The organism is Planktotalea sp. (assembly GCF_039984035.1).
Taxonomy (GTDB): domain Bacteria; phylum Pseudomonadota; class Alphaproteobacteria; order Rhodobacterales; family Rhodobacteraceae; genus Planktotalea.
On sequence record NZ_JBDWVM010000012.1, the window covers coordinates 1 to 11,520 of the forward strand.

Here is an 11,520-nt window from a genome sequence, read left to right on the forward strand (position 1 = left end):
GTGATGAAGTCTTCGATATCAGGGTGATCGCAGCGCATTGTCGCCATCATCGCACCGCGGCGCGACCCTGCGGACATGATCGTGCGACACATCGCATCCCACACATCCATAAACGACAGCGGACCAGAGGCATCAGCCGCCACGCCCTTCACATCCGCGCCCTTGGGGCGAATGGTTGAGAAATCATAGCCAATACCGCCACCTTGCTGCATCGTCAGCGCGGCCTCTTTGAGCATCTCGAAGATACCGCCCATTGAGTCAGGAATTGTGCCCATCACAAAGCAATTGAACAACGTCACATTGCGCGCAGTGCCAGCACCAGCTGTGATGCGTCCTGCTGGAAGATATTTGAAATCTTCCAAAGCTGCATAGAACTGCTCTTCCCAATGTTCTGGGTCGTTTTCAACTTTCGCCAAGTCTTTGGCGATGCGGCCCCAAGAATCTTCGACCGTCGCATCAATGGGTGTTCCGTCCGCTTCTTTAAAGCGATACTTCATATCCCAGATTTGCTCGGCGATGGGGGCAGCAAAACGATTCATCAGGCGATTCCCTTGGTATTCATGTGAGTGTGATAGCCTAGTATAGCCGCTATCGACGACGGGCAATGCGCTTTCGAGGAAGAATCTGAAATACTACCCCTTGATGTTGCGCAATACTCACATACCATATGTTGTGTCTAAATGGGGAAAAATCTGTGACCAAGCAAATTAACCTTATAAAACTCAGTGTTGGCACAGAATCAGTCGAAGGACTGGAGGAGTGGCAGCAAATGCGCGCCGCCGCGACCGATGGCGCCTCACGTCACGTCACCCGAATGTGGCCCAAACGCGAGGCAGAGCTTCTCAATGGTGGTTCAATCTACTGGGTAATCAAGGGCATTATTCAAGCACGGCAACCTATTTTGCGCCTTGATGAGGTTATCGGCGGCGACGGTATTCGTCGTTGCGCGATTGTCATGAAACCTGGCCTAATCCGTACCGAACATGCCCTCAAACGCCCGTTCCAAGGGTGGCGATATTTGACGTTCGAAGATGCGCCTGCCGACCTTAAAGAGGGTAAAAAGCACGAAGAACCCCTGCCCGCGGAACTCAGCGCAGCGCTGGCAGAAATCGGCGTTAGGTAGCGCCCTTTAGCTCAAACGGAGCTTCGCCAAAATCCTTGCCGTTGATACGCAAAGACAGAACCTGCTGGCCGTCGTAATATTTGCGGGTCGTGATCGGTTTTATCCCATGTCGGCGGCTCAGCTGTTTGCTCTCGCCCGCTTTCAAGTCGAGCTTGGTCCATTTGAAAACCTTTGGGGCCAGCGTGCCATTGGCTTTCAAAAAGTGGATCACATAGTCGATGACAAGCGTTTGCGCACCTTGCCCGACAGATGTCACCGACACATCAAACTCTATCTCGCCGCCAAAATTCAAAGCGTCCGCAGCGAGTGTGATCTTCGGTTCTTCAATCTCTGGCGGATGCAGACCGAAGGCGGACAAAGCCCCTTCATGCCCTTGCTTGATCAAAGTACGGCACGCATGGCGCACCAGCTTTTCGCGCTCTTTGGAGGCGTCTTTCAGCCAATCCACCGAAAGGTCTGCCACTAAATTAGGATGATCTTTTGCAATATCATTCAAATGGTTCGCCACCGACCGACGCACATATTCTGACGGATCATCGCGCAGCTTTTTCAACGTTGGGATCATCGGAGTTGGGTCCGCCACCAACTCTTTCAACTGAACGCCCCACGGCAGGCGCGGGCGTGTTCCTTCGCTCACCAAGCGGCGCACATGATGACTTGGATCATCCGCCCATGCACAGATGATACCCAAAGCGCGGGCTTGATCCGCTACGATAAACGGGCGCACATCAAATTCAGACGTGTGCCGTTTTGTCATTTCCTTAAGCGCCGCCAGCGAGGCCTCAAAATCATCCAAACCGTATGTGCCGATGAGATGGGTCAGCGGCCAGATTCCCCAACTGCTGAGCCCATCTTCAGAGCTTTGCACATCCTTGCTTTCAGTGTCGGGATGTAGCGTAGTCAAAAGGACGGGCAGTCGTTCATGTCCCGCTTTGGGCAAAGCCGCGTGCAAGGTGTCCGCAATTAACGCGACGCGCTCTTTCATCTCAAGCTGATCAAGCTCTGCCAGCACCTTGCTTTGAAAGCGCGCTGCATTAAACTCTGGCAACTGCTTAGCGATCAACACCCCGATCAAACGTACAATTTCTGGTGAAATCAGATTCTTAAATGGTTCCATGGAACGGTTTCCTATCCCTGCATCACCGAAGGTTTTGAGCGTGGTTAATCCAGCGCGAGCGTCTCCAACAAACGCGCGAGATCAGTGCGTTCGACGTCATTCATCTCCGCTGTTTTGGAGCGTAGCAAAGTCGCCTGAGATTTCAAAACTGGACCATCATCGAGCAATCGCAAGTGGTTCGCACGGAGCGTTTCACCCGTCGATGTGATGTCAGCCACGGCTTCCGCCGTTTCGTTTTTCACGGTGCCCTCGGTCGCGCCCTGGCTGTCGACCAGTTGATAATCTGCGACACCATTTTGTTGCAGATATTCACGGATGAGGCGGTGATATTTCGTTGCGATGCGCAATCTAAAGCTGTTTCGCGTGCGAAACATAGAGGCCGCCGCATCTAAGTCATCAAGTGTGCGCACATCGACCCAAAAATCCGGCACCGCGATGATAAGATCCGCGTGACCAAAGCCAAGCGGCGCAAGTTCTTCAACGCGCTGTTCCCATCCGCTCAGCTTTTCGCGGATCAAATCAATGCCCGTAACTCCAAGGTGAATGCGCCCAGCGGACAATTCACGCGGAATTTCACCTGCGGACAGCAAGACAAGCTCAACACCAGAAACACCTTCAACAGCGCCGGCATATTCGCGTTCTGACCCTGTTCGGCTTAGCGTTACACCGCGTTCGCCAAACCAATCGAAGGTCTTTTCCATTAACCGCCCTTTGGACGGAACACCAAGTTTCAAGGTCATGCCGCGCCCTCCAACATCATCAAAAGGTCGGGGCGAATGACGCCGCCCACGGCAGGAATTTCTGCGCCTTGGCCCAAGCGCCGCGTCAGCGCGTCATAGCGCCCACCTGTCGCGATGGGTGGCAAATCTGCGCGCGTTTCTGCATAAAAACCAAAGACGAAACCGTCGTAATATTCCATCAACGTGCGCCCGTAGCTTGCCTCGAACTCAAGCTTGCTCACATCGACGCCGCGTGTGCGCAGCGCTGTTGTACGTGCGCTAAGACGTTCTACGGCGGGATTGATTGCCGGCAAATCAACAGCGAGGTCGCGCAGCTGTTCCAACGCAAAGGGAAGCGTTTCGCGCACGTTCAGCAATGCTTCGATCAACTCAATCTCGCGTTTGGAAATAGGGGCCACCTCAGCGTCTTCGCGTAGCGCTGCAATACGCTCTTCCACGTCAGACTTTCGGCGCAAACCAATCGCTGGACCAGCGCCTGCAAAAGGATCATCTGCCGCAAGCACATCGCGCTGAACGGCAGGCTTGGAATAGCGATCCAGCAAGGCGCGGAAGCGGCGCGGACGCCAGATATGGCGCAGCAACGCATCTTTGCGCGCTTGCGATGTTTCCAGCGCGGACACCGCCGCAACCAAGATGCCAATGTCACCCGTGGACGCACGCACAGGCGCATCGCCCAAGGCTTGCGCAATCAACGTGAACACTTCTGCATCCGCTGCGACGGGCTCAGCGCGGTCAAACACCTCATAACCCACCTGCGCATATTCATTGGCGCGTGTTTCGTCCTCTTCTTGACGGCGAAACACTGTTCCCGCGTAGGTGTAGCGAGCGGGTTCTGCGCCGCCCGCCATATGCATTTGCACAACAGGAACCGTGAAATCAGGGCGCAACATTTGCTCGCCCCGTGATGCATCGGACGTCACATAGGCGCGCGCACGGATGTCTTCGCCGTAAAGGTCAAGCAGGGCCTCGGCCGGTTGCAAGATCGACGTTTCAACCGGAACAGCGCCCAACGCCTCAAAATGCGCCTTAAGCGCACCAGTCTTTGCTGAAATTCCGTTCATTACGCTTGGCTTTCCAGAATTTCGCGCACTTTCGCGACCAGTTCGTCGCGTGGCACTTCGTATTGGCTTGGGCGATCTTTCCATTCTTCCAGCGTTGCGCTTTCAGCGATTTTCGCACCAAGGATCAAATCTTTGATCTGGATGACACCCTTTTCCTTTTCATCGCCGCCTTCAATGATTGCGACTGGGGAATTGCGTTTGTCCGCATACTTCAATTGATTGCCGAAGTTCTTAGGATTACCGAGGTAGACCTCTGCGCGAATGCCTGCGTTACGTAGTTCTGCCACGATGGTTTGGTAATCCGCCATACGCGTTTTATCCATAACTGTGACGACGACTGGGCCTGTTGAATGGCTCTCGATCCGTCCCTTCATCCGTAGCGCTGCGAGCAGGCGATCAACACCAATGGACACGCCAGTTGCTGGCACTTCCTGACCTGTGAAACGTTTCACCAGATCATCATAGCGACCACCGCCTGCGACGGAGCCAAAGTTGCGCGGACGCCCTTTTTCATCTTCGATCTCGAAGGTCAGCTCGGCCTCATAAACAGGGCCAGTGTAGTAGCCAAGGCCACGCACGACAGATGGATCAATCTCGATCTGGTTCGAGCCATAGCCCTGCACATCCATCAACTCGGCAATGGTGAGCAATTCGTTCACGCCCTCTTCGCCGATCTTGGAACCCGTAACCAATTCGCTAAGACGTGCAGCCGTTGCCGCGCCGCTGTCGCGTTTGGCGGACATGAAGCCCATGACGATCTCGGCTTGCTCATCGCTTAGCCCAGCACCCTTGGTGAAGTCGCCACTTGCGTCCTCACGGCCCGCGCCGAGCAAGGCGCGAACGCCGGTTTCACCGAGGCGGTCGAGCTTATCGATAGCGCGCAGAACGATACCGCGCTCATCGACTTTATCATCGCCAGCAATGCCGCAAACTTCCATGACACCTGTCAGAACTTTGCGGTTGTTAACGCGCACGATGTAATCGCCGCGCGGAATGCCCACGATCTCAAGCGTGTCGCTGAGCATCGCGCAGATTTCTGCATCGGCCGCGACAGAACCTGTGCCCACTGTATCGGCATCACACTGATAGAACTGGCGGTAACGACCCGGTCCCGGCTTTTCATTGCGCCAGACAGGACCCATCGCATAGCGACGGTAGGGAGTCGGCAAATCATTGCGGAACTGCGCATAAACGCGGGCCAAAGGCGCCGTCATGTCATAACGCAGCGCGAGCCAATCGGCGTCTTCATCTTCTTGCCACGCAAAGACACCCTCGTTCGGGCGATCCACGTCAGGCAGGAATTTACCCAAGGCTTCAACCGTTTCAACGGCGCTCGTCTCTAACGCATCAAACCCGTAGCGATGATAGACCCCTGCGATCTTTTGCAGCATTTCTGCGCGCTCTGTTACCTCCGCGCCGAAATAGTCGCGAAATCCCTTTGGCGCGGCGGCCTTGGGACGGGGGGCTTTTTTCACTTTGGCCATGGGTCTCACTTTCGATGGCATTGATGCTTGCCCTTTACCGCCCCTAGGGGATCGGGGCAACAGTCCAGCGGGAATTGCGCAATCTGCGGGCGCGTGGTAGCGCAAAGATATGACAGATATGCGACTTCAAGCCCTCGAAGAAAAGACAGCCGAGCTGCTGAAAACAACCGAAGAGTTGTCCGATGTGATTGCGCGCCAAGAACGCGAGATCGCAGTTTTGACGCATCGCGTTCAGATGCTGATGCAGCGCGAAGGCGAGCGTGAGGCCCAAGGCGGCGGCGGTGTCGTGCTGGGTGACGAGCGGCCACCCCATTACTAGAGCGGTAGCTCTGTCGTGTCTTTGATATCATCCATGACAAAGCTCGCGGAAATATCCGAGAGCGGCACGCGTTTAATTAGACGTTTGTAAAACAGATCATAGGCCGCGACCGAGGCAACCCTGACCCGCAGAACGTAGTCGAGATCACCAGACATCCGATGCGCGCCCAGGATTTCGGGTAGCTCGCGCACGGCTTTGTCAAATTGGGTCAGCCATTCATTGTCGTGTTGACTGGTGCGCACCAGCACAATGACCGACAGGCCCAAATCCACGGCCTCAGGATCAACAAGGGCAACGCGCGCTTTGATCACTTTGCTCGTTTCAAGATTTTTGACACGCCGCCAGCAGGCATTGCGCGATAGATGTACGGTTTCCGCCAATGCATCTATCGACAGGCTCGCGTCTTTTTGCAGGGCGCGCAGTATACGGCGGTCTATTTCATCTAATTTTTGATCCATGAGTGGGAACATATCCCAATCTTTTACAAATCAGCAATGACATTGGGACAAATTCGCGCCTGCTTTACGAAATACTGGAACAACCAACACAAGGCGGACGATCCAATGCAGATAAAATCCCAAGACAGCAGCGCTTCGATGAAATTCCTAAAAGGATTTACCGAACATCCGGCGAGCGTGAACGAAACCTATTTCCAGCACGCCCGCTTTGCTTTTGGGTTTTCGGCTGCGCTGTTCTTTGCCGCGTTTGCTGCGTTGGTTCATGCAATCATCCCCCCCTTCTTCGAAACGACAGCAGGCCGAATTGTTGGCGCTTTGAATACAAAAATCAGCAGCAGGCATTAATCCAATGTGCCGGTTAGCAGCTTATCTTGGCCCCTCCATTTCCTTGTCTGAGGTCGTCATCAAACCCGCCCACTCTTTGTTGGAACAAAGCCAACATTCGACCGAAGCAAAGGTCGCCGTCCAAGGAGATGGTTTCGGGTTTGCATGGTATGATGGGGCTAAGGGTCCAGGGCTCTACCGGGATGTTTTGCCTGCCTGGTCGGATGGCAATTTACTCAGCCTGTGCCACATGATCGTATCGGATCATTTTCTGGCCCACGTGCGTGCATCAACGTCCGGAGAGACGTCGCGGGTAAATTGCCATCCCTTTATTCATGGGCGCTGGTCGTTCATGCACAATGGACAAGTTCCTGACATTGAACACATCCGGCGGCCGCTGGAAGCCATGCTGCCCGATCCGCTTTATGCCGCGCGGCGCGGCACAACTGATTCTGAACTTATTTTCCTTTTGCTGCTCGCCAATGGGCTGAATGAAGACCCAAAACAGGCGATTGAAACAGTTCTCAGCATCCTAAAAGAGCACAGCGTTTATGGACGCGGCACGGATGCGGTTCGCACAACCTGCGTTCTCAGCAACGGATCGACGCTTTATGCCTTCCGTCATGCCAGCGATGCGCGTGCACCGACGCTGTATTTAGAGGGCAACGCCGAATTGGGATGGACGCTTGCGTCTGAGCCACTTGATGCGGATGTTAAGACCTGGTCGTCGGTTGCCCCTGATCAGCTGCTCACGCTGACCAAGAAAGGCAGCACATTGAGCCGCCTGCATGTAGGCGCCAGTGCATCATTTGTAGACGTTTAACGCTTGGAGAAACTGTCGCGCCAGCGCGGTGCGAAGAGGCGCGTCAGAGCGACCCGCCATATCCATATTAAGAGCGAAGGCATAAATCGCGCCTTCGCTTTCGACCCAGCCCACAAACCAGCCAATGTCGGGATCAGGTGCGATGGTCCAGCCCGTTTTGCCTTGTAGCGCGCTGCTATCGTGCGTTTCGATATGGGCGATCTGCTGAACAATCCTCTGGTTATTTTGTGAGAGCGGCAGCGCGCTTTGCGCTAAAGCTGACATGAACTGCGCTTGTTCCACCGCGCTAATGGTCAACGGCCCGTCGAGCCAGAACCTTTCTACAGCCTCACCCACGGCGCCATTGCCATACTGAAGTTTTGCGAGCCACTGCGTGTAGTTTTGAAGCCCGACCCTGCGCGCGAGCTCTTGATAGACAGGTACATTGGAAGCAGCGAAAGCCTCGCCCAGCGCCATGTCCTTTTCCCACGATTTGAATATCTGCGGTTTGCCGCCGTAGGGGATCACTTCGTCTACGGAGCTAATAGCCTGCGTTTCCAGTGCGATAAGGGAGTTGGCAAATTTAAAGGTAGAGGCAGGTATAAACCTCTCGTATGCGCGGATTTTGTTGACCAACGTCATTCGATCGTTTTTCACGTCGATCAAGACAAAGGTGCCGGTGGTATTCTCGGCCGCAAAAACAGAGAACAGATCAGAGCGGTTCACAACCTCCTGCGCCTGCGCGCTATGGGCGATGGTTTGCATTGCAATCCAAAGGACGATGAAAAACCTAGTCAATCGAGACCCCCTCATCGCATATTTCTTTCAGCGCGCGCTTTTGGATACCGTGGGTATCCGGCGCGGACAGGCCGGTGAGGCTAACTAAGGCCTTCCACAACGCCCAAGCTTTGGCCCGTTGCCACGTTCCATCATCAATCTCGATTGCTTCCCTAAAATGGGCGCGTGTTTCGGCGTCAAAGTAGGTCCATGCAATTGCATAATCACAAGCAGGATCACCGACGCCACACGTGCCAAAATCGATGAGCGCCGTGATATTCTGTTCATTCATCAAAACATTGCCAACAGCGATATCCCCGTGAAACCATACAGGGTCGTGCGTCCAAACCGTTGTCAGGCCACGTTGCCATATCCGCAAGCACTGCTGCGTTAGCTCTGTATCGTTCAGGATGCCCAAACTTTTGATGACCTCATCGCTATAAGCACTAGGATGGCACCCGCGATAAAACGAATGTTGCCCCGCGAAGAGCGTCGGAAGGGTCGGAATAGCGCGGAGTTCTTTCAATATTCCACCGAGCGATTTGGCCAAAGCGCGCTTGTCCTTAACCTCAGTGGTTTGCCATGTGACGCCATCAATCCAACGCCGGATTGACCAAGGCAGCGGGTAGTCTTCACTTGGCTGTCCCATCGCAACAACGTCCGGCACGTCGAGCGAAAAAACGGGTTTGATCGATTTGAGCGCGGTTGCCTCCTTGGCGACCGCACTTGCGTAGGATGAATTGCTCGGCAATCGTATGCTATGCTGATCACCAAGGCGAAACGTGCGGTTATCATTGCCTTGCTCGGGCACCGCGCGGATTGGCAAATGCGTATATTCAGGGAATTGCGCGTCGATCAGCCTGCGTACCAAGGAGGTATTGATCTGTATGGTCATCGTGGCAGCCTGCCCTTGTCCTATGAGATGGCCTTGCACGTTCTTTGTACTCAGACCGTTTCCGTTTGAGGCATTTGATCGCACAGCAAGTTGGCCATGCCCAAGACAATAAGCCAGAGGTTCACTCCCCACCAGGTGATATTGAAATCACCTGTGATCGTCCAAAATGACACTGCCATGACACCTGCGCAGATCATAAGCACAGACCCTATGGTTCTCAGCTTGAATTTGGTCTGCTCGGCAAATGTTCCAAACCGCGCGCTGAGGCCAGCGAAGGCGAAAGCAACATCGATTGGGAAAAACGACCAGTTCCATGCGATCACGAGCGGATTTTCATAATCGGAATACATGAGCGCAGGGTCAATCGAGATCAGCTTAAGAACAAGCGCGCCTGCCAACACCCAATATGCGAGCATTGCGAGTTCCGTTATCGTTGTCGCAGTTCTTAGCATTCGGACCTCTTCTGTCGCTCAGGTTTCGATAAAAAGCCTTTCGCCAAATCAAACCTTGGATAGATCGGTTATCCCTTGCGGTCAGAGGCGAGAACCCAACCTTTGTGCAACAAGATATTTGACCATTTGGAATTGCTGCCAATGCGATCATAGATCGAGATGAAAGCCGTGTCTTTTTCCAATTGGCTGATCTTTGCGCCGCAGGGTTTCTGTTTGCTCACGCCGCACACCGAGCGCTTGATGCCTTCATAGGCTTGATCCGTCGTGCTGTAGGGTTGTTTCGAACTTGGCAAGCCATAGCGCAACTGTTCGTGCAAGGTTGGGCTACCGAAGAGCGCGAGGGCTGCGGTGAAGGTACGGGCGCATTTGTCATCAAACCCAGTCACGTAGAAAGGACGCGTTCCCGCCGCACTTGGGTTGCTGTCAAACATCTTGTAGCCGCGACCACGCTCTGGAAATTTACCAACTTCTTTGCCGAGGCGACCGCTTGGTAGATCACACACCCGGGCGATTGCACCGGCAGGAAGCGTCGTGCCGAAAGGTACGATTTGAACATCAGGGCCTTTGTGTTTGCGATTGCGTGATTTGAACGCTGTTTGCGTTTGGCGCGTTGACTGTGGAGCGGTCACAGGTCCCAGCGAAGCAGTGCGGACGGTAACTTCTTCGGGTTCTGCTTTGTCCTGCTTGCGCGCGCCTGCCAATCGTCCGAAGAAGCCCGTGCGCGGCTTCGCTTCGGCGACAACTGGTGCCGTAGGAGTGGCTTCCGGCGCTGGAATGGTTTCAGCAACTGCCGGTGGAACATCTACGGGCGCGATTTCAGCAGGTGCAATTCTCTTCGTTGTTGTCGCGGTAACAATTGGCGCTGATGCTGCTGCATTTTTCGGACGCCCCCAGCCAAAAAGACCACGTTTTTGTGGTGCAGGTGCAGCCGCAGGCACTGCAACGGCTGGAGCAGCGACGGTTTCAGTCGCTGCAATCGCTTCGGGTGTGGCGGCGGCTCCCAAAGCCGCGCCAACGGCGCTATCGGTATCAATGCTCTCTAATGGCGTAACCGTCGTTTCAATAGGTGTTGCTGCAGGTGCATTTTGGCGGCCTGAAAAGAGGTTGGAAAACAATCCTTTTGGCGCAGATGCCGTCGCAGGATCAGGCAATGCGCCGACTGTGACTGCATCATCAGCTAATTCGACCGACGACAAGCGGTCAACGTTTCTTAGTGGATCACCGCAAGCTGCCAAAAGGGAGCAAGCCGCTAGCATTGTTACAAGTCTCGTCACCGTCATCCCACGCGATTTTAGAGCAAAGCAATAGGGCGCGCTTTTAGAGGAAATTGCATCATTCGTAAACGTTAACTGTCTTGTCGGCAGACCTTCGCTTGAAACCCGCAGTACACGCCTATCTAAAGGACTGGGCAGCATTGGAGGCGTCAAATGCTCTTAGAGGTGCATCAGGTTCACAAAAGCTATGTTGCGGCGGCTGGACAGGTTGACGTGCTGCGCGGTGTTTCAATGACGCTCGATGCGGGGCAAAGCCTTGCATTGATGGGTGAATCCGGCTCTGGCAAGAGCACATTGTTACATCTGATTGCAGGCCTTGATGTGCCAAACTGCGGCAGCATTCGTATCAATGATGCGTTGATTTCTGATCCGAGCGATACCAAACGGGCGATGCTACGCCGAGAATTGAGCGGGATCGTGTTTCAACAGTTCAATTTGATCCCGAGCCTTAGTGTCGCAGCCAACATCAGCTTTCAAGCGCAGCTCGCGGGGCGACATGACGACAAATGGTGCGCCAATTTGGCTGCGCGCATGGGGCTGACGGATCAGCTCGATAAATATCCCGAAGCCCTCTCTGGTGGTCAGCAACAACGCGTGGCGATTGCCCGTGCTTTAGCCGCCAAACCTGCGCTCATTCTTGCGGATGAGCCGACGGGCAACCTTGATGAGGACACCGCCCAGAGTGTTTTAGCGC

At 54.4% G+C, this 11,520-nt stretch carries 15 protein-coding genes; 5 read left to right on the forward strand and 10 right to left on the reverse strand.

Annotated elements, in window-relative coordinates:
- The coding region (locus ABJQ89_RS00620; RefSeq protein ID WP_348494344.1) for a ribonucleotide reductase N-terminal alpha domain-containing protein at positions 1 to 539 on the reverse strand (539 nt) is incomplete at its 3' end.
- A gap of 155 nt (positions 540 to 694) precedes the next feature.
- On the opposite strand from ABJQ89_RS00620, the gene ABJQ89_RS00625 reads away from it, so the two are divergent.
- Positions 695 to 1,123: a DUF1489 domain-containing protein gene (locus ABJQ89_RS00625; protein ID WP_348494345.1), complete on the forward strand. Its 429-nt coding sequence runs from the start codon at positions 695 to 697 to the stop codon at positions 1,121 to 1,123.
- Here ABJQ89_RS00625 and ABJQ89_RS00630 read toward each other — a convergent pair.
- Genes ABJQ89_RS00630 through hisS form a run of 4 tightly spaced genes read right to left on the reverse strand, consistent with a single transcriptional unit; the run spans position 1,116 to position 5,525 of the window.
- Positions 1,116 to 2,240: a DNA alkylation repair protein gene (locus ABJQ89_RS00630; RefSeq protein ID WP_348494346.1), complete on the reverse strand. Its 1,125-nt coding sequence runs from the start codon at positions 2,238 to 2,240 to the stop codon at positions 1,116 to 1,118. The two genes, ABJQ89_RS00625 and ABJQ89_RS00630, sit on opposite strands and share 8 nt — an antisense overlap.
- A gap of 44 nt (positions 2,241 to 2,284) precedes the next feature.
- Positions 2,285 to 2,980: an ATP phosphoribosyltransferase gene (hisG, locus tag ABJQ89_RS00635; RefSeq protein ID WP_348494347.1), complete on the reverse strand. Its 696-nt coding sequence runs from the start codon at positions 2,978 to 2,980 to the stop codon at positions 2,285 to 2,287.
- Positions 2,977 to 4,041 (reverse strand): ATP phosphoribosyltransferase regulatory subunit, encoded by a 1,065-nt coding sequence (locus ABJQ89_RS00640; protein WP_348494348.1) that lies wholly within the window; start codon positions 4,039 to 4,041, stop codon positions 2,977 to 2,979. Before ABJQ89_RS00640 ends, hisG begins: the two co-directional genes overlap by 4 nt.
- On the reverse strand, positions 4,041 to 5,525 hold the full coding sequence (gene hisS / locus ABJQ89_RS00645) for a histidine--tRNA ligase (protein ID WP_348494349.1): 1,485 nt from the start codon (positions 5,523 to 5,525) through the stop codon (positions 4,041 to 4,043). Before hisS ends, ABJQ89_RS00640 begins: the two co-directional genes overlap by 1 nt.
- 109 nt (positions 5,526 to 5,634) lie before the next feature.
- On the opposite strand from hisS, the gene ABJQ89_RS00650 reads away from it, so the two are divergent.
- On the forward strand, positions 5,635 to 5,844 hold the full coding sequence (locus ABJQ89_RS00650; RefSeq protein ID WP_348494350.1) for a SlyX family protein: 210 nt from the start codon (positions 5,635 to 5,637) through the stop codon (positions 5,842 to 5,844).
- On the opposite strand, the gene ABJQ89_RS00655 is transcribed toward ABJQ89_RS00650, so the two are convergent.
- The gene (locus ABJQ89_RS00655; RefSeq protein WP_348494358.1) at positions 5,841 to 6,302 is read right to left on the reverse strand and encodes an Lrp/AsnC family transcriptional regulator; all 462 of its coding nucleotides are present in this window, start codon (positions 6,300 to 6,302) and stop codon (positions 5,841 to 5,843) included. The two genes, ABJQ89_RS00650 and ABJQ89_RS00655, sit on opposite strands and share 4 nt — an antisense overlap.
- Positions 6,303 to 6,338: 36 nt before the next feature.
- Between ABJQ89_RS00655 and ABJQ89_RS00660 the strand changes: the two genes are divergently transcribed.
- Both ABJQ89_RS00660 and ABJQ89_RS00665 read left to right on the forward strand, forming a co-directional pair.
- Complete coding sequence (locus tag ABJQ89_RS00660) at positions 6,339 to 6,647, forward strand: DUF6356 family protein (protein ID WP_348494351.1); 309 nt, start codon at positions 6,339 to 6,341, stop codon at positions 6,645 to 6,647.
- A gap of 4 nt (positions 6,648 to 6,651) precedes the next feature.
- The gene (locus tag ABJQ89_RS00665; RefSeq protein WP_348494352.1) at positions 6,652 to 7,449 is read left to right on the forward strand and encodes a class II glutamine amidotransferase; all 798 of its coding nucleotides are present in this window, start codon (positions 6,652 to 6,654) and stop codon (positions 7,447 to 7,449) included.
- On the opposite strand, the gene blaOXA is transcribed toward ABJQ89_RS00665, so the two are convergent.
- From blaOXA to ABJQ89_RS00685, 4 genes are all read right to left on the reverse strand, one after another.
- The gene (gene blaOXA / locus ABJQ89_RS00670; protein ID WP_348494353.1) at positions 7,432 to 8,226 is read right to left on the reverse strand and encodes a class D beta-lactamase; all 795 of its coding nucleotides are present in this window, start codon (positions 8,224 to 8,226) and stop codon (positions 7,432 to 7,434) included. The genes ABJQ89_RS00665 and blaOXA overlap by 18 nt on opposite strands.
- Positions 8,219 to 9,100: an aminoglycoside phosphotransferase family protein gene (locus ABJQ89_RS00675; RefSeq protein WP_348494354.1), complete on the reverse strand. Its 882-nt coding sequence runs from the start codon at positions 9,098 to 9,100 to the stop codon at positions 8,219 to 8,221. The genes blaOXA and ABJQ89_RS00675 overlap by 8 nt, the downstream gene beginning before the upstream one ends.
- A 50-nt stretch (positions 9,101 to 9,150) precedes the next feature.
- Positions 9,151 to 9,552 carry a DUF5360 family protein gene (locus tag ABJQ89_RS00680; RefSeq protein WP_348494355.1) on the reverse strand — a complete coding sequence of 134 codons (402 nt, stop codon included), beginning with the start codon at positions 9,550 to 9,552 and terminating at the stop codon, positions 9,151 to 9,153.
- Between the two features lie 68 nt (positions 9,553 to 9,620).
- Positions 9,621 to 10,826 (reverse strand): hypothetical protein, encoded by a 1,206-nt coding sequence (locus ABJQ89_RS00685; RefSeq protein WP_348494356.1) that lies wholly within the window; start codon positions 10,824 to 10,826, stop codon positions 9,621 to 9,623.
- Positions 10,827 to 10,979: 153 nt separating this feature from the next.
- Here ABJQ89_RS00685 and ABJQ89_RS00690 point away from each other — a divergent pair.
- A partial coding sequence (locus tag ABJQ89_RS00690; RefSeq protein ID WP_348494357.1) for an ATP-binding cassette domain-containing protein occupies positions 10,980 to 11,520 on the forward strand: 541 nt, incomplete at its 3' end.